The following is a 23,955-nucleotide window of genomic DNA, read 5'->3' as shown; positions in this document are numbered from 1 at the left end:
CTATACGAACATGACACTGAACCCCAGACAGAGCGCCCTGATCGAAATGGTGCGAGCCCAAGGCTCGGCTTCGATCGAGGAACTCGCCAAACGCTTTGACGTCACGCTGCAGACTGTGCGGCGCGACGTCAACATCCTTTCGGAAGCGGGATTGCTGTCGCGCTTTCATGGCGGCGTGCGCATCGAAGCGTCGACCATCGAGAACATCGCCTACCGCAAGCGCCAAGGCCTGCATGCCGCCGGCAAGCAGCGCATCGCCGAGGCCGTGGCGCGCGCCGTGCCCGACGGCTGTTCGCTGATCCTGAACATCGGCACCACCACCGAAGCGATCGCGCGCGCCCTGCTGCGCCACCGCGGCCTGCGTGTCATCACCAACAACCTGCACGTCGCCGACATCCTGTCGGACAACCCGGATTGCGAGGTCATCGTGGCCGGCGGCGTGGTGCGTTCGCGCGACCGCGGCATCGTCGGCGAAGCCACCATGGACTTCATCCGCCAGTTCAAGGTCGACATCGGCCTGATCGGCATTTCCGGCATCGAGGCCGACGGCACGCTGCGCGACTACGACTTCCGTGAAGTGCGCGTGGCGCGGACCATCATCGAACAGTCCCGCGAAGTCTGGCTTGCCGCCGACAGCAGCAAATTCAAGCGCCAGGCCATGGTGGAACTGGCGCACATCTCGCAAATCGACCGCTTCTTCACCGATGCGCATCCGCAAGAGCCGTTGGCCCAGGTCCTGCTGGACGCCGGCGTGCGCTGCGACGTGGCGGCCGCCCCGAATACCTTGAAGCAAACATCTTGAATCCCATGAACCAACCGCTAGCCTCCGTCGCCCCGCCCGACCGCAATCGTCTCCTGAACACGCTGGACAACACGCACTCCTGGGACGTGATCGTCATCGGCGGCGGCGCCACCGGCCTGGGCACGGCCGTCGATGCCGCCTCGCGCGGCTATCGCACCCTGCTGATCGAAGGCGCGGACTTCGCCAAGGGCACCTCCAGCAAGGCCACCAAGCTGGTGCACGGCGGCGTGCGCTATCTGGCGCAGGGCAACGTCAGCCTGGTGCGCGAAGCGCTGCATGAGCGCGGCCTGCTCAACCGCAACGCGCCGCACCTGGTGTGGCCGCTGGGCTTCGTGGTGCCGGCCTACAACCTGTTCGACCAGCCCTTCTACGGCATCGGCCTGAAGATGTACGACATGCTGGCCGGCAAGCTGAACCTGGCCCCCAGCCGCTGGTTGTCGCGCCGCGACACGCTGGCCAATGCGCCGACGCTGGCCGAAAACGTACAGGGCAAGAACCTCAAAGGCGGCGTGCTGTATTACGACGGCCAATTCGACGACGCGCGCCTGGCGATGAGCCTGATGCGCACGCTGTTCGACCTGGGCGGCACGGCGGTGAACTACATGCGCGCCACCGGCCTGACCATGACCGGCGGCAAGGTCGACGGCGTGACGGTGCAGGACGCGATAGGCGGCGCCAGCTTCACGCTGCGCGCGCGCTGCGTGGTCAACGCCACCGGCGTGTGGGTGGACGCGGTGCGCCGCATGGAAGACAAGAACGCGCAGACCATGGTCGCGCCCAGCCAGGGCGTGCACCTGACCTTGCCGCAGGATTTCCTGCCGGGCAAGCGCGCCATCCTGATCCCCAAGACCGACGACGGACGCGTGCTGTTCGTGGTGCCATGGAACGGCCACACCATCGTCGGCACCACCGATACGCCGCGCGACGACCTGCCGCTGGATCCGCAGGCCGGCGCCCAGGACGTGGATTTCATCCTCAGCACCGCGGCGCGCTACCTCAGCCGCAAGCCCACGCGCGACGACGTCACCAGCGTCTGGGCCGGGCTGCGTCCGCTGGTCAAGGCCACGGGCGAAGCTTCGACCAAGTCCTTGTCGCGCGAGCACACCATCCTGGTGTCCAAGGCCGGACTGGTGACCGTCACCGGCGGCAAGTGGACCACCTACCGCCGCATGGCGCAGGACGTGGTGGACACGGCCATCCAGCATCAGCTGCTGACGCAGGCCACCTGCCGCACGGAATCGCTGCCGCTGCACGGCGCGGCGGGCCTGGCGCCGTCGCAGGAGCATGCCGGCACGCCGGACAGCTACTACGGCAGCGACCTGCCCGCCTTGAAGGCCCTGCCCGGCGCGGAACGCATGCTGGTGCGCGCCAGCGGCCTGTCGGAAGCGCATGTGCGTTTTGCCGCGCGCTACGAACTGGCGCGCAGCGCCGAAGACGTGCTGGCGCGGCGCAACCGCGCGCTTTTCCTGGACAGCGAAGCCGCGATGCTGGCCGCGCCTGAAGTGGCGCGCATCCTGGCTGAAGAGCTGGGCCATGACGCCGCGTGGCAGCAGCGTACGCTGCAGGACCTGGCAACGGTGGCTGCTAACTACCGCTTGAAGTAACCGATCCTACGGAACCTTCAGCGGGCTTTGCTGGATCATTGCCTCGAACGTGCGCAGCAGCGCCGGATCGCATTTCGAGCCGGCCTCCTGGTGCAGGATGCGCATGATCTCCGCGTGCGTGCGGGCGGGATGATAGGGCCGCGCGTCGCCCAGGGCGTCGTAGGAATCGGCCAGCGAAATGATGCGCGAATGCAGCGGGATATCCTCGCCGGACATGCCGGCGGGATAGCCCGAGCCGTCGAAATGTTCGTGGTGGTGGCGCACCGCGTGCGCGATCAGATCGCGCTGCGGGATGTCGCTGTGCATGATGATGTCGGCGCCGACCGCGGCGTGCGATTTCATGATTTCCCAATCGTCCTTGTCCAGGCGCTTGGGGGAATACAGCACCCGGTCCGGCGTGCCTATCTTGCCAATGTCATGCAGGCGGGCGGCAACGGCGACCGCCTCCTGGTCCGATTCCGGCAGGCCGCAGGCCCTGGCCAGCGCCACGCTCAGCGCAACAACTCGTTCGGAATGGCGGCCGGTGGCCGGGTCACGCGCCCGCATGGCGGCAAACAAAGCCGCCACGCAGGAGCCAGCGGGGTATTCGGGTACGTCTGGAGGCATCGGTCATCGCGCGCAAGTCGGCCAGGCCGCCATGCGCTGTAGCAAAAGGTCGCGATTCTGACACATTGCGCAGCAATCCTTGGCGATCAGATGCCGCGCCCCAGTGCAAAGCAGAGCCCGGCCGTGCGCAAACATGTTGCGACACGGGACCTGGGCGCCAGCTCTCACCCCTTCAATCTCTCCAACAGCGCATTCGCCACGCCCACGGAAGATGCCGGATTCTGGCCCGTGACCAGCAGGCCATCGCTGATCACATGCGGCTGCCAGTCTGGACCGCTGCTGTAAAGCCCGCCCAGCTGCTTCAGTTCGTCTTCCACCAGGAACGGCACCACATCGCTCAGTTGCACCGCCGCCTCTTCCGCATTGGAGAATCCGGTGACCTGCCGGCCCTGCACCAGCGGCTTGCCGTCGGCCGTCTTGGCGTGGCGCAGCACCCCGGGCGCATGGCACACGGCCGCGACCGGCTTGCCCGCAGCCAGCATGGTTTCGATCAGCGAGACCGATTTCGGATCTTCCGCCAAGTCCCACAACGGGCCGTGGCCACCCGGGTAGAACACGGCGTCGTAGTCCGCGGCCTGCACCTGCGCCAGCGGCAAGGTGGCCGCCAGTTGCCGCTGTGCGTCCTGATCCTGGCGAAAGCGCCGCGTGTCGTCGGTCTGGGCGTCGGGGTCGTCGCTCTTGGGGTCCAGCGGCGGCTGCCCGCCCGCGGGCGAAGCCAGCGTGATCCTGGCGCCCGCATCGACGAAGGCGTAATAGGGAGCCGCGAATTCCTCCAGCCAGAATCCGGTCTTGCGGCCGGTGTTGCCCAGCGTGTCGTGGGACGTCAGCACGATCAGGATGTTCATGCGGCGCTCCTTTCGTCCGGGCCGACGCGCACGATGCGCTTGCCGGCGTTCTCGCCCTTGAGCAGCCCGATCAGGCCGCGCGGCGCATTCTCCAGCCCATCGACCACGTCTTCGCGGTACTTGATGCGGCCTTGCTTGATCAGGCCTTCCATCGCCTCGCGAAATTCACCGTAGCGGTGCGCGTATTCGTTGAAGATGATGAAGCCCTGCACCTTGAGACGCTTGGTGAGGATATTGCGCATCAGCACACCCAGGCGGTCCGGGCCCTGGGGCTGGCAGGTGGCGTTGTAGGCCGAGATCAGGCCGCAGACCGGCACCCGCGCGCGCGGATTCAACAACGGCAACACCGCGTCGAAGACCGCGCCGCCCACATTCTCGAAGTACACGTCGATACCCTGCGGCACGGCCCGCGCCAGGCGGCCCGGCAGATCGGGCGCCTTGTGGTCCAGGCAGTCGTCAAAGCCCAGCTCCTGCACCGCATAGCGGCATTTGTCCGCGCCGCCGGCGATGCCCACCACCTTGCAGCCGTGGATCTTGGCGATCTGCCCGACCACCGCTCCCACCGCGCCGCTGGCGGCGGCCACCACCACGGTCTCGCCGGCCTTGGGCTGGCCGATGTCCAAGAGGCCCATGTAACCAGTGAAACCGGGCATGCCCAGCACGCCCAGCGAATAGGACGGATGCTCGGGATCCGACCCCAGGCGCAGCAGGCCGCTGCCGTCCGACAAGGCATAGTCCTGCCAACCGGATTGCGCCAGCACCCATTCGCCCGGGCGGTAGTCGGGGTGGTTGGAGGCCTCTACCCGCGTGACCGTGCCGCCCACCATGGGCGCGCCGACCTGCACCGGTTCGGCATAGGACGGCGCGTCGCTCATGCGGCCGCGCATATAGGGGTCGAGCGACAAGTACACGGTGCGCAGCAGCACCTGGCCGGGGCCGGGCTGGGGAATTTCGCCGGTTTCCAGGCGGAAATCGCTGTCCGCCGGCTCGCCCTGCGGGCGGGCGGCGAGCACGATGCGGCGGTTGATGGAAGACGATTGCGGCATGACGGTCCAGCCTCCAGCAAGGAAGCCGCCCGGGCCTTGCGGGAACGGCCCGGGTGGCGGGGATGGGGTACCGGGCCATTACACCATCGATGCCGTCCCGGCCGATGTGTAACCCTGGCCGCAGCCCCTCTTTTAATTAATTAATAATTTAATTAACCTACGCCACATGTGCCCTGAACGCCGCTCCGAACCCTCCACGCCCGCCCGCCGGCCCGGCCGGCCGCCGCGCCCCGACAACGCCGCCGCCCGCGCCAATCTGCTGGACGTCGCCACCGGCCTGTTCGCGGCCCAGGGCGTCGCGGCCACCACCCTCACGCATATCGCGCAGCGCGCCGGCGTCACCTCGGCGATGGTCCATTACTACTTCAAGAGCCGCGATCAATTGATAGACGCGGTGGTGCTGGAGCGGATCGTGCCGGTGATCGGCTTTGTCTGGTCCCCGCTTGCGCAGGCGCAGGATCCGGCGGCCGATCCGCCCGCCGCCGTGCGCGCCTTCATCGCCGAAGTCGTCGGCCGCCTGGTGCAGAGCGCCGCCGAGCGGCCCTGGCTGCCGGCCCTATGGCTGCATGAGGTCGTCAACGAAGGCGGCCAGCTGCGCGACCGCGTGCTGCGCCATCTGCCGGCCGACCGCCTGCAAGCCTTCTCAAGCCTGATCGCCGAAAGCCAGCGCATGGGCGCCATCACGCCGGGCGTGGAACCGCGCCTGGTGTTCCTGTCCATCCTGGGCCTGACCCTGCTGCCGCTGGCCACCTCCAGCCTGTGGCGGCGCGTGCTGCAGGACGACGCCCAGGCGCAAGCCATCGACACCCGCGCGATCGCGACCCACGCCATCGCCATGCTCACGGGCGGCCTGTTCTCGCCGCCCGCCCCGATTTCCGCCCCCCCAGGACGCTGACCATGCGCATCCATCCCGTCTTGCGCCGCCCCCTGCCCGCCTGCTCGCTGGCGCTGCTCGCCCTGGGCGGCTGCGGCAAGGACAACGGCACGTTCTTCCAGGGCTACGCCGAAGGCGAATACGTCTACGTGGCGTCCTCCGAGCCCGGGCGGCTGGCCGAACTGCCGGTGCGGCGGGGCCAGCAGGTCGAGGCCGACGCGCCGCTCTTCGCGCTCGAAGCCACGCGCGAAATCGCGGCGCGCGACCAGGCCAGCGCGCAGTTGGCCGCCGCCGTGGCGCAGCAGGAAGACATCGCCACCGGCAAACGCCCGGCGGAAGTCGACGTCAGCCGCGCCCAGCTGGCCCAGGCCGAAGCCGCCAGCCGCCGCTCGGCGGCGCAACTGCGGCGTGATACCGACCAGTTCCGCATCGGCGGCATCGCCCGCGCCCAGCTGGACGACAGCCGCGAACAGGCGCAATCGGACGCGGCGCGGGTGCGCGAACTGCAGGCCCAGCTGGAAGTCGCGCGCCTGCCCGGCCGCGACGAACAGCGCCGCGCCCAGGCCGCCGAGGTGGAGGCGGCCAAGGCAGCCCTGGCCCAGGCGGAATGGACGCTGGCGCAAAAGCGCCTGGCCGCGCCGGCCGCGGGGCTGGTGTTCGACACCTTGTACCGCGTGGGCGAATGGGTGCCTGCTGGCAGCCCGGTGGTGAGCCTGCTGCCGCCCGGCAACATCAAGGTGCGGTTCTTCGTGCCGGAAGAGGCGCTGGGCGGACTGAAGATCGGGCAGCAGGCGACGGTGCGCTGCGATGCCTGCGGCGATCCCATCCCCGTGCGCATCGACTACATCTCGACCCAGGCCGAGTACACGCCGCCCGTGATCTACAGCCGCGAAAGCCGCAGCAAGCTGGTCTACATGGTGCAGGCCCGGCCCGCGCCCGAGGCCGCCGTGCGGCTGCATCCCGGCCAGCCGATGGAGGTCACGCCGCAATGAACGCGCCCGCCGCCACGCCAGCGCCCGCCTCGGACTACGTCATCGACGTGCACGGCCTGAACAAGCGCTTCGGCGACAAGCACGTCGTCAACGACGTGTCGCTGCAGGTGCGCAAAGGCGAGATCTTCGGCTTCCTGGGCCCCAACGGCAGCGGCAAGACCACCTGCATCCGCCTGATGTGCGGATTGCTGACGCCGGATTCGGGCAGCGGCACCTGCCTGGGCTACGACATCGTCCGGGACAGCGCGCAGATCAAGCGCCACGTCGGCTACATGACACAGAAGTTCTCGTACTGGGACGACCTGACCATCCGCGAGAACCTGGATTTCGTGGCGCGCATGTACGGCATGCCCGAGCGCAAGGAGACGGTGGAACGCGCGCTGGAAGACCTGGGCCTGCAAAGCCGCGCCAAGCAGTTGACGGGATCCTTGTCCGGCGGCTGGAAGCAGCGCCTGGCATTGGCGGCCTGCCTGCTGCATCAGCCCAAGCTGCTGCTGCTGGACGAACCCACCGCCGGCGTGGACCCGACCGCGCGGCGCGACTTCTGGGAGCAGCTGCATGAGCTGGCGGCGCGCGGCATCTCGGTGCTGGTCAGCACGCATTACATGGACGAAGCCGAACGCTGCCACAAGCTGGCCTACATCTCGTACGGCCGGCTGCTGACGCAGGGCACGGCCGAGGACGTCATCGCCGAGCAGGGCCTGACCACCTGGGCCATCCACGGCCACAACCTGGTGCCGTTGGCGCAGCGCCTGCGCGGCGCGCCGGGCGTGGACCAGACCGTGGCCTTCGGCTCCGCGCTGCACATCAGCGGCCGCGACGCGGCGCTGCTGGAACGCACGCTGACGGACGCCATCGCCGGTCAGGACCTGAGCCTGGAGCGCATCGACACCAGCCTGGAGGATGTCTTCATCTATCTGATGAAACGCTCCACCGACAATTTCGCGAGCCCGCCATGATGCGCCATCTGCAAGGCTTTTCGTGGTCGCGCTGGTGGAGCATGGTGCTCAAGGAGTTCCTGCAGCTGCGCCGCGACCGCATCACCTTCGGCATGATCGTGGGCCTGCCCATCATGCAGCTGGCGCTGTTCGGCTACGCCATCAATACGAACCCCAAGCAGATGCCGACGGCGGTCATCGTCGCCGACCACAGCCCGTTCACGCGCAGCTTCGTCGCGGCGATGAAATCGTCGGACTACTTCCACATCGTCGAGGAACTGGACACCGAAGCCGCTGGACGCACGGCGCTGGCCCAGGGCCGCGTGCTGTTCGTGCTGACCATACCGCCGGACTTCAGCCGCAAGCTGCTGCGCGGCGAGCGTCCCGCGCTGCTGATCGAGGCCGACGCGACCGACCCCATGGCGACCGGGTTGGCCTTGGGGTCGGCCACGCAGTTGGCGCAGGCCGTGGCGCAGAAGGACCTGACCGGTCCGCTGGCCGGCCTCGCAGGCGGCCAGCCGCCGTTCGACGTGCTGGTGCACCAGCTCTACAACGAAGAGCAGATCTCGCAGTACAACACCGTGCCGGGCCTGATGGGCGTGATCCTGACCATGACGCTGGTGATGATGACCGGCCTGGCCATGACGCGCGAGCGCGAACGCGGCACGATGGAAAACCTGCTGGCGATGCCGGTGCGGCCGATCGAGGTGATGACGGGCAAGATCGTGCCCTACATCGCCATCGGCCTGATCCAGTCCAGCATCATCCTGCTGGCCGCGCACTTCGTGTTCCACGTGCCGTTCCAGGGATCGCTGCTGGCCGTGTACCTGTCGGCCCTGGTGTTCGTGGCCGCCAACCTGACCGTGGGCATCACCCTGTCGTCGCTGGCGCAGAACCAGCTGCAGGCCATGCAGCTGACCATGTTCTATTTCCTGCCCAACATGCTGCTGTCCGGTTTCATGTTCCCGTTCCAGGGCATGCCAATGTGGGCGCAATACCTGGGCAACCTGCTGCCGCTGACCCACTTCAACCGGCTGATCCGCGGCATCCTGCTCAAGGGCAACGGCTGGTGGGACCTGTGGCCCAGCATCTGGCCGCTGCTGCTGTTTACCGTGGTCGTCATGACCGCCGCCGTGAAGTTCTACCGCCGCACCCTGGATTGAACCGCCATGTCCCGCCCCACGCCCCTGCCCTTTCCGTCCGCCGCCGCGCACAGGCTGGCCGCGCCCGTCCTGTGCGCGCTGCTCGCGGGCTGCGCGGTCGGGCCGGACTTCGAGCGGCCCGCCGCGCCTCGGGTCGACGCCTACACCGCGCCGCGCGCATCCGCCCCGGCCGCCGGCGCGCAGCACCTGCAGGCCGGCGCCGACATCCCCGCACAATGGTGGCAGCTGTTCCGCTCCGAGGCGCTGGACCAGTTGGTGCGCCAGGCGCTGCAGGCCAGCCCCACGCTGGAGCAGGCCCGCGCCCGCTTGCGCCAGGCCAGCGAAGACCTCAACGCCGAAACCGGCGGCCGCATGCTGCCCAAGGTGGATGGCAATCTGTCGGCGACGCGGCAGAAGGTGGACCCCGCGGCCTTCGGCGTGCCGGTGGCCGAACAGCCCCCGCCCTTCACGCTCTACAACGCGTCCATCGACGTGTCCTACACGCTGGACGTGTTTGGCGGCAACCGCCGCGCGCTGGAAGGATCGAGCGCGCAGGTGGACTATCAGGCGCATGAACTGCAAGCCGCGCGCATGGCGTTGGCCGCCAATGTGGTCACCGCCGCCATCCGCCAGGCCGACCTGAACGAACGCCTGGCCGACACGCGGGCGCTGCTGGCGGCACAGGAGCGGCAACAGGACATCATGCGCCAGCGCCAGCAGGCAGGCGGCGTGTCCGAGGCCGATCTGCGCAACCAGGAATTGCTGGTCGCGCAGACCCGGGCCACGCTGCCGCCGCTGGAGTACCAGCTGGCGCAGGCCACGCACCAGCTGGCCGCCTACCTGGGCCTGGCGCCGGCCGAGCTGCGGTCCGCACCCTTGCAGTTGGCCGACCTGACGCTGCCCGCCGATGTGCCCACCGGCGTGCCCTCGGCCCTGACCCGCCAGCGCCCCGACATCCTGGCTGCCGAAGCGCTCTGGCGCCAGGCCTCGGCCAATGTCGGCGTGGCCGTCGCCAACCAGTATCCGCAGTTCACCCTGACCGCCAGTTTCGGCTCGCAACGCACTCGCGTGGGCGACCTGTCCAATGGCCTGAACGTCTGGAGCCTGGGCCTGGGACTGGTCCAGCCGCTGTTCCACGGCGGCGAACTGCGCGCGCGCACGCGCTCGGCCGAGGCCGCCTACGATGCCGCCGCGGCCGGTTACCGTCAAACAGTGTTAGAGGGCTTCCGGCAGGTCGCCGACGCCTTGCGCGCGGTGCAGACCGACGGCGACGCCTACCAGGCCAGTGACGAGGCCTGGCGCCGCGCCGACGAGGCCGAACGCATCGCGCAGGGCCGCTACCAGGCCGGCGGCATCAGCCACCTCAGCCTGCTGGACAGCCAACGCCAACTGTTGCAGACACGCATCGCACGCACCGCGGCGGACGCGGCGCGCCACGCCGACACCGCCGCCCTGCTGCAGGCCTTGGGCGGCGGCTGGTGGAACGAAACGCCCGCCGACGCACCATAAAGGTGCCGTCTGCGCGCCCCGCGTAACCATGTCCGAGAATTCGGGTAAAAAAGTGGCGTTGTGCGAGGTTTAGGAAATCGCTGTATCCGATGCATCATGCATGCGCTCATGCTGCACAGATCACAACGATTCATGAATGACCTACTAGACCTGATCGTCTTCTCTCCCAACCCCGAAGTACGCGCGCACCGCGGCGCAGCGCTGGCGGAAATGGGCTTCTCACCCCGGCTGTGCGAAGACTCCAACAGCCTGTTCCGCCTGTTCCAGGCCCGCCGCACCCCTTTGCTGGTGATGGAAGCCGAGCTGTCCGATCTCTGCATGGCCGTGGCCGGCCTGCGCGCCATGGACACCACCGCGGGCATCGTCGCCATCTCCACCTTCGACTCCCCCGAGAACCGCATCCTCGGCCTGCATTGCGGCGCCGACGCGTGCCTGCCGCCCGACGCGGGCTCCGCGGAAATCGCGGCCGCGCTGCAGGCGCTATTGCGGCGCATACCCGCGCCTGCCCGGCGCGCCTCGGACGCCGAGCCGCGCCCGGCGCCTCCGACGCCCAGCGAAGCGGCCGGCAAATGGCAATTCCAGGACGCGGCCTGGACCCTGGTCAGTCCGCAAGGCGCGCGCCTGGCCTTGACCCTGGCCGAGCGCGAGTTCCTGCTCAAGCTGACGGCCTCCGCCGACAAGCGCCTGCCGCGCGCCGACGCGGTCAGCACCGACACGCACGGCGGCCACGAATCGATGCGCCGCACCGACGTGCTGGTCAGCCGCCTGCGGCGCAAGGCCCAGGACCTGAATCTGGAGCTGCCGATCCGCACTGTCTGGGGCTGGGGGTACGCCTTTACCGGAGAAATCTGAGACGGCCGACCAGGATAGGCGGGCACACCCGCCGCGGCGCTGCGCGGCGGGCGTATCATGCGGCGTACGAGGCCGACTCCCGGCCTGCGTCCGCCACATCCCGATCTTCGCCCCGACATGGAAGTCTTCGAACGCCTGCAAGCCCTGCTTGCCCGAAACCAGGCCCGCTACCGCCTGATTGAACACGCCGCGGCCGGCCGCTCCGTCGAAGTCGCCGCGATCCGCGGCACCGAGGTCAGCCAGGGCGCCAAGGCGCTGGTCTGCCGCGTCAAGATATCCTCCAACCAGCGCAGGAACGTGCTGGCGGTGTTCCCGGCCGACAAACAGGCCGACCTGGACGCCATCGCCCGCGCGGCGGGCGGCAAGAAAGCCTCGCTGGCTTCGCAGGACCTGGCGCGCGAACTCACCGGCTGCGAGATCGGCGCCATCCCGCCCTTCACGTTCAATCCCGACCTGCACCTGCTGGTGGATCCCAGCCTGCGCGAGCGCCACGGCGAAATCGTGTTCAATGCCGGCCGCCTGGACGCCTCCATCCTCCTGAACACGGAAGACTACTTCCGGCTGGCCGCGCCCGACGAGGCGCCGCTGATCAAGGCCTGATCCCCAGGCCGCGCCACGAGGCCGCCGTGTTCCGTTCCTCGCTGAAACATGCCGCGCGCAGCGCCAACATGCGTTGGCTCATGAGCCTGGCGCACATGGAGCCTTCGCCCGTCAGCCGCTGGGTGGCGCTGCGCGCCGCGCTGGCCATCGGCCTGCCTTCGGCGGTCGGGCTGGCGCTGGACCAGAGCGCGGCGGCCGCCTTGGTCGCGCTGGGCGCGCTGCCCGCCATCACCGGCGACAACGGCGGCCCTTACCGCAACCGCGCGCTATCGATCGGCGCCACCGTGTTCGGCGGCGCGCTGGGGTATTTCCTCGGCACCTTGATTTCGGGACACGGGCTGTGGACCTCCGCCGCCATGACGCTGCTGGTGCTGGCGGCCAGCCTGGTCGGCACCTTCAACAACATCGCCGCGGTCGCCACGCTGCAGTTCGCCGCCTACGTCATCGTCGGCGCCAGCCTGACGTCCACCCTGCCGCCCTGGCTCCCTTCGGTCCTGGTGGGGGCCGGCGGCCTGTTCGGCCTGGCGCTGACCTTGACGGGCTGGGTGGTCAACCCGATAGCGCCCGAGCGCGCCGCGGTCGCCATGGCCTACCGCAAGCTGGCGGCCATGTTCGCCGCCATCGGCACCTCGCGCACCATGAGCGCGCGGCGCGACATGGAAGCGGCCATGACGACCGCCTACGACACCGTGCTGGCCGCCCGCCGCAGCGCGGCCGGCCCCTCGCCGCGTCTTGCACGGCTGGCGGCCCAGCTGCAAGCCTGCACGCCGCTGACCAACACCGCCCTGGAGCTGGCCCGCGCCGGACGGGCGCTGCCGCGCGATGGCGCGCGCGTCATGAACCGGCTGGCCGACCGCGTGGAAAACGACGCGACGCCGGATCCTCGGGACGACATCGCCGCCCTGCGCCAGGCCGGCATGGCCTCGCTGGCCGACGCGCTGGCCCAGGTGCAGCCTCTGCTGGACGGCGGCGCGCTATCCGAGGCCGACGCCTTCGCCGGCCTGCCCCCGGCGCGGCCGCGCACGCCCTGGCGCGTGCTGGCGCGCACCTATCGGCCGGGGCCGACCACGCTGCGCTACCTGGTGCGGCTGGGCCTGTGCCTGATCGCCGCCGAGGCCGTGGCGCTGGCGGCCTCGCTGCCGCGCTCCTACTGGGTGCCGCTGATCGTGGTGGTGGTGTTCAAACCCAACTTCGGCTCGGTATTCGCGCGGGCGCTGCAAAGCTGCGCGGGCAGCGTGGTGGGCGTGGCGATCAGCGCAACCGTGCTGGCGCTGGACCGCAACGGCATCGTCAGCCTGCTCACGGTGGCAGGGCTGGCGTCCCTGCTGCCCTGGTCGGTGCGGCGCAACTACGGCTTGTTTTCGGCCATCCTGCTGCCCATCCTGATGCTGCTGATCGGCGCGTTGCAACCGGGCAGTTGGCCCATCGCGCTGGCGCGCCTGATCGACGTGGCCGTGGCCGCGGGCATCGTCCTGCTGGTGGGCTACCTGCCGTGGATACGGATAGAACGCGGCAACCTGGACAACGCGGTCGCCGCCGCCATGGACACGCTGGCCGCCTACCTGAACACGGTATTCCAGGCCAATCCCACCAGCCGCCACGACCTGCGCGCCAGCGCCTACGCGCGCCTGTCCGACCTGCGCATCGCCTTGCAACGCGGGCTGTCCGAACCGCGCCTGGTCAGCCGCCGCGCGCTGGCCTGGTGGCCGGTGGAAGTCGCGCTGGAGCGCGTCGCCAACGCCATCTCCGACACTGCCTGGTCGCTGCCCGCCGACCAGGCCGCGCCCAGCGCCGCGGAACTGGCGCAGCTGGCGGCCAGCCTGCACCAGATGAGCGCCGCTGTTGCGCAAGGCGCGGCCATGCCAGCCGCCGCCATCGCCTCGCCCGCACCCGCGCTGCGCGACGTGGCGGCCCAGATCGAAGCCTTGCGCGCCGCGCTGGCCGGCCCGGATTTCGCGGCCGCGCCAGGCAAAGCCCTCCCCGACAAACCCGCCAACCAGGTCTGAATCATGTGTCTTGCCGTACTGGCCCTGCATGCCCTGCCGGGCATCCCCGTCCTGATCGCCGCCAACCGCGACGAATTCCATCAACGCCCCACCTTGCCCGCCGCGCAATGGCCCGATGCGCCCGAGGTCTACGCGGGCCGCGACGGCCTGGCCGGCGGCAGCTGGATGGGTGCGACGACCAGCGGACGCCATGCGCTGGTGACCAACTTCCGCGAACCGGGCAGGATGATCGAGCACGCGCCTTCGCGCGGCGCGCTGGTCGAAGACTATCTGCGCGGCACGGCCTCCCCCGCCGACTACCTGGCGCAGGTGCATGCCGCCGGCCAGGCCTACAACGGCTTCAACCTGATCGTGGGCGATGCGAGCGAAGCCTGGTATCTCAGCAACCGCGACGGCGGCCCGCGGCGCCTGGCTCCAGGCGTCTATGCCCTGTCCAACCATCTGCTGGACACGCCCTGGCCCAAGCTGGCCCGCACCAAGGCGGCTTTCGAGGCCGTGCTGCGCGACGGGCCGCAGCCCGACCTGCCCGCATTGATGGCCGCGCTGGCCGACCGCCAGCCCGCCGAGGGCGCCGACCTGCCCGCCACCGGCCTGCCGCTGGATCGCGAAAGGCTATTGAGCAGCCCGTTCATCGTCAGCCCGAACTATGGCACCCGCAGTTCCAGCGTGCTGGCCTTGCGGGACGATGGCGCCGGACAGCTGGATGAAAGGCGCTTTGCCCCGGACGGCGCGGTCAGCGGCGAAAGCCGGCTGACATTTTCCTGGCGCGCGACTAGCGGTACGCTTACCTAGGCGGCGGAAACAATCGGTTGATATCGGAGACCCGCAGGCGCGAACTCCGCGCCGGCAGGCGAGTCGAAATGTTCATGCGCGCACAAACCCGCGCAGATCGTCCTATCCAGGAGAGTCTCATGAACAAGCGTATAGAACGCTGCACCATGGCCGCCGCAATGGCGCTGGGCAGCATGGCCTTTGCCGGCATCCTGTCCACCGCCCAGGCCGGCCTGCCGCCGGTGCAGCAGCAAGGGTCGGTGCAGTACGTCAGCGGCGGCATCGGGCTGGACGAATCCGAAGCCATGAAGGCCGCGGCAAAGGACTATCCGCTGGCGCTGACGTTCGCGGCGCAACGCGACGGCAAGGCGGACTACGTCGCCAATGTCGCCGTCACCATCAGCGATGCGCACGGCAAGTCCGTCCTGCAAGCCACGGCCGAAGGTCCCTACATGCTGGTCAAGCTGCCTGCCGGCAACTACAGGATTTCGGCCACCTACAACGGCCAGGCGCAGCAGCGCGAGGTCTCGGTGCAGAACACCGGCACCGCACGCGCCGTGTTCGAATGGAAGTAGCGGGCGACACGCGGCCGCCCGCCACTACTTAAACGCCCGCGAACAGGATCGCGATGATGAAGCCCACGCTGATCGCCCACACCAGCGAACGCAGTGCGCCCCAGCCCGCCAGGTACATGGCCAGATAGCCCAGCCGCACGCCCAGCCAGCAGGCCATCAGCGTGGCCACGTGCGCGGGCGGCGCCTGGGTGTACAGCGCGAACAGCACCGCCGCGAAGAAGAACGGCAGCGATTCAAAGGTATTGGTCTGCGCCGCGTTGGCGCGCGCCCGCCAGCCTTCCTGCCGCGCCAGCCAGGCGCGCGGATCATTGTTGTCGAACTTATTTCCGCCCGCCTTGGCGACGATCGCCGACACGAAAGGCAGCACCGCCGCCGCCAACATCAACCACGCGATCAATTTCATAGTCTGGCTCCCAGGTATCCGGCAGGCGCCAGGATACCTGTGTTCGCGGCGCGGCGTCAGCACGGCGGCATGCAGGCTAGCCCGCATGCCGCGCGGCTGGCGCGAAGCCGCACGTTTACACTCAGCGCTTTCGACGCCCATCCACGTCCGTGCCCCTGCTCAGCCCCTGGTCCGCCCTGTTCATTGCCGCCGCCATGCTGTGGCCGCCCGCCACGCGCCGCTGGGCGCTGGCGCCGCTGGCCGCCGCCTACGCCTGGGCCTGGACCGAAGGCACGATAGAACCGGTGGCGCTGGCCTGGCCTGCGTTGCTGATCCTGGCGGCCGCGCTGGTCCAGCCGGCATCGGGCGCGACGGCGCGCGCCGCCGGCCATGCGCTCTTCATCACGCTGGCCGCGCTGCTGTTCCTGCACCTGCTGCCGGGCTTTCACAACCCGCAGGTCATCGCGCCCGCGCCGCTGAGTCCGGACGCCGTGCCCTTCGGCATGTACCTGAACCTGGACAAGCCACTGGTGGCGTTCTGGGTGGTGCTGGCGCTGGCGCCGCCGATGGCGGGGCCGAATCCGCGCGCCACGTGGTCGGCGGCGTTGCTGGCCTGCGCGGGCGCGGTGGCCATCTGCCTGGGCTGCGCGCTGGCGTTGGGCGTGGTCGGCTGGGCGCCCAAGTGGCCGCAATCGGGCTGGATCTGGTTGGTCAACAACGCCTTGCTGGTGACCTTGGCCGAGGAAGCGCTGTTCCGCGGCTACCTGCAGCAGCGGCTGACGGACTTATGGCGCGGCCGCGCCTGGGGTTCCTGGGCGGCGTTGATCATCGCAGCCGTGCTGTTCGGCGTGGCGCATTACGCGGGCGGCTGGCAATGGATGCTGCTGGCCAGCCTGGCGGGCGCGGCCTACGGCCTGGCCTATAAATACGGCGGCCTGGCCGCGGCGGTGCTGGCGCACCTGGGCCTGAACGCGGCGCACTTCGGCCTGTTCACCTATCCGATGCGCGCCGTGCTCTGAAGGCCGGACCGGCCCCTCAGGCCAGGGCCGGATAATCGGTATAGCCGCCCGGGCCCGGCGCATAGAACGTGGCCGGGTTGGGCCGATTCAGCGGCGCCTTGAGTTCGAAGCGGCGCGCCAGGTCCGGATTGGCGATGTACTGCACGCCGAAGGCGACGGCATCGGCCCGGCCCGCGGCAATGGCGGCCTCGGCGGACTCGCGGCCGAACCCTTCATTGGCGATGTACGTGCCGCCGAATTCGGCCTTGAGCATCGGACCCAGGCTGTCGGCGGCTTCGTACTCGCGCACGCACAGGAAGGCGATGCCGCGCTTGCCCAGTTCGCGCGCCACGTAGCCGAAGGTGGCGGCCGGGTTGGAATCGCCCATGGTGTGGATTTCCCCGCGCGGCGAAAGATGCACGCCGACGCGGCCCGCGCCCCACACCGACACACAGGCGTCCACGGCTTCCAGCAGCAGCCGCGCGCGGTTCTCCAGCGAACCGCCATAGGCGTCGCTGCGATGGTTGGTGCTGTCCTGCAGGAACTGGTCCAGCAGATAACCGTTGGCGGCATGCACTTCCACACCGTCGAAACCGGCCTCCATGGCCATCTTCGCTCCGTGGCGGTAAGCCTCGACCACGCCGGGAATCTCGGCGGTTTCCAGCGCGCGCGGCGTGACGTAGGCGCGCTGCGGACGCACGTGGCTGACGTGGCCGCGGGCGGCAATGGCGCTGGGCGCCACCGGCAGTTCGCCGTCCAGGAACATGGGATCGGAGATCCGGCCCACGTGCCAGAGCTGCGCCACGATCAGGCCGCCGGCCCGGTGCACCGCGGACGTGACCTTGCGCCAGCCCTGGACCTGTTCGGGGGTCCACAGACCCGGCGTATCGGCATAGCCCACGCCTTGCGGGGTGACGGCCGTGGCTTCGGTCAGGATCATGCCGGCGCCGGCGCGCTGGCTGTAGTACTCGACCATCAGGTCGTTGGGCACGCGGCCCGGACTGGCGTGCATGCGCGTCAAGGGCGCCATGACGATGCGGTTGCGCAGCGTCAGATCACCTGCGCGCAGGGGTTCGAAAAGTTGGCTCATGCGTAAATCCTTGGCCCCGGTTCAGGGGCCGCTGGCGGCGTAGCGGGGCTACATATCCTGGTTCAATTGCCGCAGGAACGCGGCAATGGCGGCTTCGTTGCGACGGTAGAAAATCCACTGCCCCACCTTGGTCGCCGAGATCAGGCCTGCGCGTTGCAGAACGGCCAGGTGCGAGGACACGGTGGACTGGGACAGTCCGCAGCGTTCATCGATGTGGCCCGCGCATACGCCATGCTCGAAGGTATGGCCCGGGCGTTCCTCGAAGTACGCATGCGGCGTCTTCAGCCAGGCTAGGATGTCGCGCCGCACCGGATTGGCCAGCGCCTTGAGGATGGCGTCGGCGTCGATGGCAGGTAGCGAAGCGGCAGGATCGGGGCTGGAAGTGGAGACCGTCATATTGAAGTATCGCAATTTATCGAATCTTATATCGGAACTATTCGATATATAGTCATGCCCCTGCGGCGCTCAGGGCTATCCGCCCCGGCGCCGCCCCCCCTCCTTGCCGCGCGCGCCGCTCAGACGGGGCAGCTATCGAGCACCGACCACGCCGCGCGCGCCTCGATGGCCTCGCCCGCGGCCAGGCACCGGTCTTCCCGGAATCGCCCCGCCACCAGTTGGACGCCCATCGGCACGCCGTCCGCCAGGCCGACAGGGACTGACAGGCCGGGCAAGCCCAGTATGGCGGTCGAGACCAGCGGGCTCTGGGCGCGCAGGATGTCGCCCATGGCCGCGTCGCCCAGCTGATCAAGGTCGATCGGGAACGGGCGCTCGAACGACACCGGCATGAGCAGGAGGGGATAGCGGTCGAAGAACCTGCCCCACTCGCGCAATATCGTCGTGCGCAGCGCCAGCGCCTGAACGAAGGCGTCCTTGTCCAGCGGCGAGGTATGCGCCAGCATGCCGCGGTAGGCGCGCTGTATCGCCGCGTCGCCGGCACGCTCGATTTCGCGGCCCATGGAGCCGGACGCCTCGTTCATCAGTACATTGCGCCATAGCTCGGCCGCTTCATCGAACCTGGGCGGCGCCGCGGTTTCGACGATGTATCCCGCGTCTTCCAGGTGCTTTGCGGCGCGCAGCAAGGCGTCCAGCACGGCGGGATCGGGCTTGAAGGCCGAGGTGCCGCAGAACAGCGCAACCCGCCGGCTGTCCCCAGGCAGGCGCAGGTCCAGCGGCGCGGGCACCCACCACGGATCGCGCGAATCGCCTGCCGACATGGCCTCCAGCCCCAGCCTCAGGTCGGCTATGTTCCGCCCCAAGGGACCTTGGGTCGCGGCCAGTTGGGAAGCAACCGGGCGCTCCGATTTCTGGCTGGCGTTGTAGGCCGGCACCCGGCCCTGGGACGGCCGCAGTCCCACGACGCCGCAGGCGTAGGCCGGGTATCGGATCGATCCGCCCTGGTCGCTGCCGTGCGCCAGCGGCCCCATGCCCAGGGCAGCGGCGACGGCCGCGCCGCCGCTGGAACCGCCCGGCGTGCGCGCGGCGTCGAACGGGTTGACCGTACGGCCATGCAGGTCGTTGTCCGAAAACCAGCGCCACGAAAATGCCGGAACGTTGCTGCGGCCGATCACGACCGCGCCGGCCTTGAGCCAGTTGTCGACGGCGGGATTGTTCTCGCTTGCGATGAGGTCCCGATACGCGACGACGCCATTGGTCGTGGCCGACCCGGCCAGATCGGCATTGGCCTTGATCGTCACCGGCACGCCGTGCAGGATGCCTAGCGGCGCGCCTGCGCGCACCGCGGCGTCGGCGGCATCCGCCGCCTTCAGGGCCTGATCGGCGCAGATCTCCGTAAGCGGGTTGAAGACGGGGTTGAGCTGTTGCGCCCGCTGCAGGCAGCTCTGCACGGCTTCCCGGCTGGAAACTTCCCGCTTGCGGATGGCCTGGGCCAGGTCGACGGCGCTCCAGCGCCAGAGTTCGTTCGTCATGATGGTTCCCTATGGTGTTGAACGCGGTCAGTCGGCCGATGCGCCGGAGCGCTTGACCATTTCGCCCCAACGCGGGATCTCGCTGGCGATGAGACTGGCAAACTGTTCGGGCGTGGAAGGCGTGGCGTCGACGGACAGGGTTTCGTTCAACTTGAGGACCGCGGGGTCCTGCAGCGCCTTGGCGATGGCGCCATTGAGCTTGTCGATGATGGGCTTGGGCGTGCCGGCTGGCGCGACGATGCCGCCCCAGGACACCACTTCAAATCCCTTCAAGCCGGATTCGTCGACGGTAGGCACGGCCGGCAGGACCGGCACCCGCGCGAGGCTGGTCGCCCCCAGCACCTTGACCTGGCCGGAGCGGATGAAGGGCAGCACGCCGGCGACGTTGTCGATCATCACGTCGAGCTGCCCGCCCACGATGTCGCCCACCGCCTGCTGGCCGCTCTTGTAGGGCACATGCAGCATGGTCGTGCCGGTCTCGCTCTTGAGCATTTCTCCGGCCAGGTGGGCGCTCGATCCCACCCCCAGCGAGCCGACGCTGACCTTGCCCGGATGCTGCCTGGCATAGCTGACCAGGTCCTGCACATTGCTTGCCGGAAAGTCGTTGCGGGCGATCAGCACCAAGGCATTGCTGATGGCAAGGCTGATGGGCGCGAGGCTGCGTTGCGGGTCATAAGGCAGCTTCGAATACATGCTCTTGTTGATCGCCAGCGTCACCAGATTGCCGAAGCCTATCGTGTAGCCATCCGGCGCCGCCGCGGCCAGGGCCTGGGTGCCGACGATGCCGCCCGCCCCTCCCCGGTTGTCGACGATCACCGGCTGCCCCAGCTCGCGCCCCAGGGCGTCCGCGATCGGGCGCAGCACCACGTCGGGACCGGACCCCGCCACATAGGGCACGATGAGTTTGACTGGCCGTTCTGGCCAATCGGCCTGGGCCGCGCCGGAGCCAGCCGCTCCCAGCAAGGCAAAACACAATGAAAGGGCCTGGCGTACACGGCGGGGAAAGATCTGCATGGCTTGCTCCTGAAGTACGGGACTGCATGGTCTTGTCGTCGTGAAGCTTAGAGACCGCCCGCGCTGCGCATAAGGCTATTTCTTTGTTAAGGTGACAACCATGAGTTGTCGTTATCGAGAGGCACATGAAGGACCACCATCTCCGGGCCTGGCTGAAGGTCGCCGAGTTGCGCAGCATCCGGGCCGCGGCGCGCAGCCTGCACCTGAGCCAGGCCGCCGTGACCAAGGCCATCAAGGAACTGGAAACGGAACTCGAAGCGCCGCTGCTCACGCGCAGCCCGCAGGGCATCGAGGTCACCGAATGCGGCGAGCACCTGACGGTGCGGGCGCAACTGGCCCAGGCCCAGCTGTCGTTGGCGCGCCAGGACATCCGCCAACTGCTCAGCGGCGCCCAGGCGCGGGTGGCGGTGGGCGTGACGCCCATGGTGATGCTGAGCGTGCTGCCCGACGTGCTGAACGATTTCAGGCAGAGCATGCCCGCGGCCAAACTCAAGGTCTCGGAAGGCTTGCTGGCGGCGGTCTTGCCGGCGCTGCGCAACGGCACGCTGGATTTCGCGCTGGCCTCCGGCATGATGGGGAGCTACAGCGGGCAGGAATTCGACTTCGAAGCGCTGCGGCCGCTGGAATTCATGATTGCCTGCCGGCGCGGCCATCCGCTGGCGCAGGCCACGCGCTGGTCGGACATCGTGGACTGCGAATGGCTGCTCAACGTCTCGGGCGGCAGCCACACCGACGCCTTTCTGCAAGGCCTGCACGCAAACGGCCTGAAAGCGCCCGAACGCGTCATCGACTGCGACACCTTCGGCGTGATGTGGAACCTGATGGTCCGCAGCGACGCGCTGATCATCTGCCCGTCCGGCATGCTCGAGGTCCAGCCCTATGGCGGCGAGGCCAGCCAGATCCTGGCGGACGTGCCCATGCCGGTCGCCAGCATCGGCATCATGACGTTGCGGGGAACGCCGCTGTCGCTGGCGGCGTCCACCATGGCCGATCTGTTCCGGCGCCGCATACAGCGCCACGCCCAGGCGGGCGCCATGGCTACCCGCCAGCCTCGCGGCGCGGCTTGAGGCTGTCGGCCCAGTCGCGCGCCAGGTCACGGCGGGCGCGCCGGTTGACCAGCGCGGTGATGGCCATGGCGATCACCGCGCCGCCGGCTGCCAGCGCCATGTCCTTCTGCGCGTCCCAGATATCGCCCTGCGTGCCCAGGTAGGCCGCGCCCAGTTCGCTGCCCACGGTGGCGGCGGCGCCCCATTCCAGCAGTTCGTAGAGCGCCGAGGTCGACAGCGTGACGTCCATGGGCAGGAAGTACGCCCAGAAGCCGCGCACCTCGACCACGCGCAGGAAGATCTCGCGGATGGGATAGGCCAGCAGCAGGCCGTAGGAAAAATGCACCACGCGGTCGAAATTGTTGCGCTCCCAGCCGACCATGCTGTTGAAGCCGTGGCCCGTCAGCGCCCGCCACCAGTCGTCGTAAGGCACCAGCGAATAGGTGTAGTGCGCGCCGACGGCATGCAGGCACAGGTAAAGGAAGATCAGCGTGTACGAGGTGCGCGAGAACACGAACCAGCGCCGCGTGAAGAGCAGCGCCGCGCCGAAGGCCAGCACCAGCGCGTTCTCCAGGGCCCAGTCCGCGCGGTCATGCGGCGCAATGGCCAGCGCCGTCCAGATCACGGCGAACAGCGCGCCCAGCGTGTACAGGTAGCGCCGGCGCGCGTCGGCCATGCTCAGTCTCCCTGGACCCGGCCGCGCAGCCGCTTGACTTCGCCGTGCAGCACCTTGCGCTGCACGCGCCGGCGTTGCGAGGCGCGGGTGGGCTTGGTCGGGCGGCGCGGTTTGTCGGTGCGCGCCGCCGCGCGCACCATGGAGATCAGGCGTTCGATGGCTTCGGCGCGGTTCTTTTCCTGGCTGCGGAACGCCTGCGACTTGATCACGATGACCCCGTCCTTGGAGACCCGGTGGTCGCTCAGCGCGCACAGCGCTTCTTTGATGTCCTCGGGCAGGCTGGAGGCGCGCACGTCGAAACGCAGGTGTACGGCGCTGGACACCTTGTTGACATTCTGGCCGCCGGCGCCCTGGGCGCGGATCATGGTGAACGCCAGGTCGCGTTCATCCAGGTAGAGGGAATCTTGGACGTGAAACATAGCCCGCAAGTATAGATGCGCCGCGCAAAGTAAAATAATGCGCTTTTGCCTGATTTATCCGGGGTTCGGCCTTATCCGGCCGCCGGCACCACCATGACTTATTCCGCCAAAGAAATCTTCAAGACGCTGCAGGGCGAAGGCGCCCACGCAGGCCGCGCGGCGGTCTTCTGCCGCTTTGCCGGCTGCAATCTCTGGACCGGCCGCGAAAGCGACCGCGCCAGCGCCGCCTGCACCTTCTGCGACACCGACTTCATCGGCACCGACGGCGACGGCGGCGGCAAGTTCGCCACGCCCGAGCTGCTGGCCGACGCCATCGCCGCGGCCTGGGGCCCCGGCGCCAATGACCGCTACGTGGTCTTCACCGGCGGCGAACCGCTGCTGCAGCTGGACGCGCCCCTGCTCACCGCCATCCACGCGCGCGGCTTCACCGTGGCCATCGAAACCAACGGCACCATCAAGCCGCCCGCCGGTATCGACTGGATCTGCGTCAGCCCCAAGGGCACGGCGCCCGTGGTCCTGGAGCGCGGCGACGAGCTCAAGCTGGTCTATCCACAGGCCAACGCGCGGCCCGAAACCTTTGCGCACCTGGACTTCGACCACTTCTTCCTGCAACCCATGGACGGCCCCGCGCGCGCGGCCAATACCGAGCAAGCCGTCCAGTACTGTATGCAGCATCCGCAATGGCGGCTCAGCCTGCAGACCCACAAATACATAGGCATTCCATGATTTACCCTAGCCCCCTGCGGAGCGCGCCATGATTTCCGTGACCCGCAGGCTGGAGTTCGACGCCGGCCACCGCATTCCCGACCACCGCAGCCAGTGCCGCAACCTGCACGGCCACCGCTACGTGCTGGAAATCACCCTGACCGGCGACGTGGTGCAGGCGCCCGGCGAGTCCGACAACGGCATGCTGATGGATTTCTCCGAGATCAAGCACATTGCCAAGACCCACATCGTGGATGTCTGGGACCATGCCTTCCTGGTCTATGAGGGCGACGCCGCCGTGCGCGGCTTCCTGGACAGCCTGCCCGGCCACAAGACCGTGGTGCTGGATCGCATCCCCACGGCCGAAAACCTGGCCGCCATCGTCTTCGAGACCCTGGCGCCGCACTATCACGGCCACTATGGCGCCGAACTGCGCCTGACCCGCGTGCGCCTGTACGAAACGCCCAACTGCTGGGCGGACTGCAACGGCTGAACGCCGGGGCGCGGCCGCCGCTGCCGCGCCCGTGTTTCCCGCGAC

General features: G+C 68.8%; 26 protein-coding genes. 16 read left to right on the top strand and 10 right to left on the bottom strand.

The features are described from left to right. Positions 1-10 precede the first annotated feature (10 nt). Both FOC84_RS28025 and FOC84_RS28020 read left to right on the top strand, forming a co-directional pair. The gene (locus FOC84_RS28025; protein ID WP_254241803.1) at positions 11-802 is read left to right on the top strand and encodes a DeoR/GlpR family DNA-binding transcription regulator; all 792 of its coding nucleotides are present in this window, start codon (positions 11-13) and stop codon (positions 800-802) included. Positions 803-807: 5 nt separating this feature from the next. After that, entirely contained in the window at positions 808-2,406 is a 1,599-nt protein-coding gene (locus tag FOC84_RS28020) for a glycerol-3-phosphate dehydrogenase/oxidase (protein ID WP_173148026.1), read from the top strand. Between the two features lie 6 nt (positions 2,407-2,412). Here FOC84_RS28020 and FOC84_RS28015 read toward each other — a convergent pair whose 3' ends face one another. The 3 genes from FOC84_RS28015 to FOC84_RS28005 form a co-directional block, all read right to left on the bottom strand. Beyond that, entirely contained in the window at positions 2,413-3,012 is a 600-nt protein-coding gene (locus FOC84_RS28015; RefSeq protein WP_173148024.1) for an HD-GYP domain-containing protein, read from the bottom strand. Between the two features lie 164 nt (positions 3,013-3,176). Next, a complete protein-coding gene (locus tag FOC84_RS28010; protein ID WP_173148022.1) occupies positions 3,177-3,857 on the bottom strand; it encodes a type 1 glutamine amidotransferase domain-containing protein in 681 nt (226 codons plus the stop codon). Then, positions 3,854-4,903 carry an NADP-dependent oxidoreductase gene (locus FOC84_RS28005; RefSeq protein ID WP_173148020.1) on the bottom strand — a complete coding sequence of 350 codons (1,050 nt, stop codon included), beginning with the start codon at positions 4,901-4,903 and terminating at the stop codon, positions 3,854-3,856. The genes FOC84_RS28010 and FOC84_RS28005 overlap by 4 nt, the downstream gene beginning before the upstream one ends. Before the next feature lie 166 nt (positions 4,904-5,069). On the opposite strand from FOC84_RS28005, the gene FOC84_RS28000 reads away from it, so the two are divergent. From FOC84_RS28000 to FOC84_RS27955, 10 genes are all read left to right on the top strand, one after another. After that, entirely contained in the window at positions 5,070-5,798 is a 729-nt protein-coding gene (locus FOC84_RS28000) for a TetR/AcrR family transcriptional regulator (protein WP_173148018.1), read from the top strand. Positions 5,799-5,800: 2 nt separating this feature from the next. Beyond that, the gene (locus tag FOC84_RS27995; RefSeq protein ID WP_173148016.1) at positions 5,801-6,769 is read left to right on the top strand and encodes an HlyD family secretion protein; all 969 of its coding nucleotides are present in this window, start codon (positions 5,801-5,803) and stop codon (positions 6,767-6,769) included. Then, positions 6,766-7,728, top strand: coding sequence for an ABC transporter ATP-binding protein (locus FOC84_RS27990; RefSeq protein ID WP_173148015.1), 963 nt, complete (start codon positions 6,766-6,768; stop codon positions 7,726-7,728). Before FOC84_RS27995 ends, FOC84_RS27990 begins: the two co-directional genes overlap by 4 nt. Continuing rightward, positions 7,725-8,870 carry an ABC transporter permease gene (locus FOC84_RS27985; RefSeq protein ID WP_173148014.1) on the top strand — a complete coding sequence of 382 codons (1,146 nt, stop codon included), beginning with the start codon at positions 7,725-7,727 and terminating at the stop codon, positions 8,868-8,870. Before FOC84_RS27990 ends, FOC84_RS27985 begins: the two co-directional genes overlap by 4 nt. Positions 8,871-8,876: 6 nt before the next feature. Then, the gene (locus tag FOC84_RS27980; RefSeq protein ID WP_254241802.1) at positions 8,877-10,358 is read left to right on the top strand and encodes an efflux transporter outer membrane subunit; all 1,482 of its coding nucleotides are present in this window, start codon (positions 8,877-8,879) and stop codon (positions 10,356-10,358) included. A gap of 132 nt (positions 10,359-10,490) precedes the next feature. Further along, positions 10,491-11,210 (top strand): response regulator transcription factor, encoded by a 720-nt coding sequence (locus FOC84_RS27975; protein ID WP_173148013.1) that lies wholly within the window; start codon positions 10,491-10,493, stop codon positions 11,208-11,210. A gap of 117 nt (positions 11,211-11,327) precedes the next feature. Further along, positions 11,328-11,810, top strand: coding sequence for a YbaK/prolyl-tRNA synthetase associated domain-containing protein (locus FOC84_RS27970; protein ID WP_173148012.1), 483 nt, complete (start codon positions 11,328-11,330; stop codon positions 11,808-11,810). 26 nt (positions 11,811-11,836) lie between these two features. Then, the gene (locus FOC84_RS27965; protein WP_254241801.1) at positions 11,837-13,816 is read left to right on the top strand and encodes an FUSC family protein; all 1,980 of its coding nucleotides are present in this window, start codon (positions 11,837-11,839) and stop codon (positions 13,814-13,816) included. A gap of 3 nt (positions 13,817-13,819) precedes the next feature. After that, positions 13,820-14,608 (top strand): NRDE family protein, encoded by a 789-nt coding sequence (locus FOC84_RS27960; RefSeq protein ID WP_173148011.1) that lies wholly within the window; start codon positions 13,820-13,822, stop codon positions 14,606-14,608. A gap of 119 nt (positions 14,609-14,727) precedes the next feature. Further along, a complete protein-coding gene (locus FOC84_RS27955) occupies positions 14,728-15,162 on the top strand; it encodes a carboxypeptidase-like regulatory domain-containing protein (protein ID WP_173148010.1) in 435 nt (144 codons plus the stop codon). Between the two features lie 28 nt (positions 15,163-15,190). Here the strand turns inward: FOC84_RS27955 and FOC84_RS27950 are convergent, their stop codons facing one another. After that, positions 15,191-15,565: an MAPEG family protein gene (locus tag FOC84_RS27950; protein WP_173148008.1), complete on the bottom strand. Its 375-nt coding sequence runs from the start codon at positions 15,563-15,565 to the stop codon at positions 15,191-15,193. 194 nt (positions 15,566-15,759) lie between these two features. Here FOC84_RS27950 and FOC84_RS27945 point away from each other — a divergent pair, with 194 nt between their 5' ends. Continuing rightward, on the top strand, positions 15,760-16,563 hold the full coding sequence (locus tag FOC84_RS27945; protein WP_173150457.1) for a CPBP family intramembrane glutamic endopeptidase: 804 nt from the start codon (positions 15,760-15,762) through the stop codon (positions 16,561-16,563). Between the two features lie 16 nt (positions 16,564-16,579). Here the strand turns inward: FOC84_RS27945 and FOC84_RS27940 are convergent, their stop codons facing one another. From FOC84_RS27940 to FOC84_RS27925, 4 genes are all read right to left on the bottom strand, one after another. Next, the gene (locus tag FOC84_RS27940) at positions 16,580-17,632 is read right to left on the bottom strand and encodes an alkene reductase (protein ID WP_173148006.1); all 1,053 of its coding nucleotides are present in this window, start codon (positions 17,630-17,632) and stop codon (positions 16,580-16,582) included. A 48-nt stretch (positions 17,633-17,680) separates the two neighbouring features. Then, on the bottom strand, positions 17,681-18,028 hold the full coding sequence (locus tag FOC84_RS27935) for an ArsR/SmtB family transcription factor (RefSeq protein ID WP_088140830.1): 348 nt from the start codon (positions 18,026-18,028) through the stop codon (positions 17,681-17,683). A gap of 119 nt (positions 18,029-18,147) precedes the next feature. Continuing rightward, the gene (locus tag FOC84_RS27930; RefSeq protein ID WP_173148004.1) at positions 18,148-19,557 is read right to left on the bottom strand and encodes an amidase family protein; all 1,410 of its coding nucleotides are present in this window, start codon (positions 19,555-19,557) and stop codon (positions 18,148-18,150) included. 27 nt (positions 19,558-19,584) lie between these two features. Further along, positions 19,585-20,571, bottom strand: coding sequence for a Bug family tripartite tricarboxylate transporter substrate binding protein (locus FOC84_RS27925; protein ID WP_173148002.1), 987 nt, complete (start codon positions 20,569-20,571; stop codon positions 19,585-19,587). A 125-nt stretch (positions 20,572-20,696) separates the two neighbouring features. On the opposite strand from FOC84_RS27925, the gene FOC84_RS27920 reads away from it, so the two are divergent. Further along, positions 20,697-21,638, top strand: coding sequence for a LysR substrate-binding domain-containing protein (locus tag FOC84_RS27920; protein ID WP_173148000.1), 942 nt, complete (start codon positions 20,697-20,699; stop codon positions 21,636-21,638). On the opposite strand, the gene FOC84_RS27915 is transcribed toward FOC84_RS27920, so the two are convergent. Both FOC84_RS27915 and arfB read right to left on the bottom strand, forming a co-directional pair. Further along, entirely contained in the window at positions 21,610-22,293 is a 684-nt protein-coding gene (locus tag FOC84_RS27915) for a DUF2238 domain-containing protein (RefSeq protein WP_173147998.1), read from the bottom strand. The two genes, FOC84_RS27920 and FOC84_RS27915, sit on opposite strands and share 29 nt — an antisense overlap. A gap of 2 nt (positions 22,294-22,295) precedes the next feature. Then, positions 22,296-22,712, bottom strand: coding sequence for an alternative ribosome rescue aminoacyl-tRNA hydrolase ArfB (arfB, locus tag FOC84_RS27910; protein WP_173147996.1), 417 nt, complete (start codon positions 22,710-22,712; stop codon positions 22,296-22,298). Between the two features lie 93 nt (positions 22,713-22,805). Here arfB and queE point away from each other — a divergent pair, with 93 nt between their 5' ends. Together queE and queD are read left to right on the top strand one after the other, a co-directional pair. Next, a complete protein-coding gene (gene queE / locus FOC84_RS27905) occupies positions 22,806-23,438 on the top strand; it encodes a 7-carboxy-7-deazaguanine synthase (protein ID WP_173147994.1) in 633 nt (210 codons plus the stop codon). A gap of 28 nt (positions 23,439-23,466) precedes the next feature. Next, the gene (gene queD / locus FOC84_RS27900; RefSeq protein WP_164793776.1) at positions 23,467-23,910 is read left to right on the top strand and encodes a 6-carboxytetrahydropterin synthase QueD; all 444 of its coding nucleotides are present in this window, start codon (positions 23,467-23,469) and stop codon (positions 23,908-23,910) included. The last annotated feature ends 45 nt before the right edge of the window (positions 23,911-23,955 follow it).

It is taken from the genome of Achromobacter pestifer (genome assembly GCF_013267355.1).
GTDB lineage: Bacteria > Pseudomonadota > Gammaproteobacteria > Burkholderiales > Burkholderiaceae_B > Achromobacter > Achromobacter pestifer_A.
Note: the sequence above shows the minus strand (reverse complement) of the source record. Positions and strands in the feature narration are given on the sequence as shown.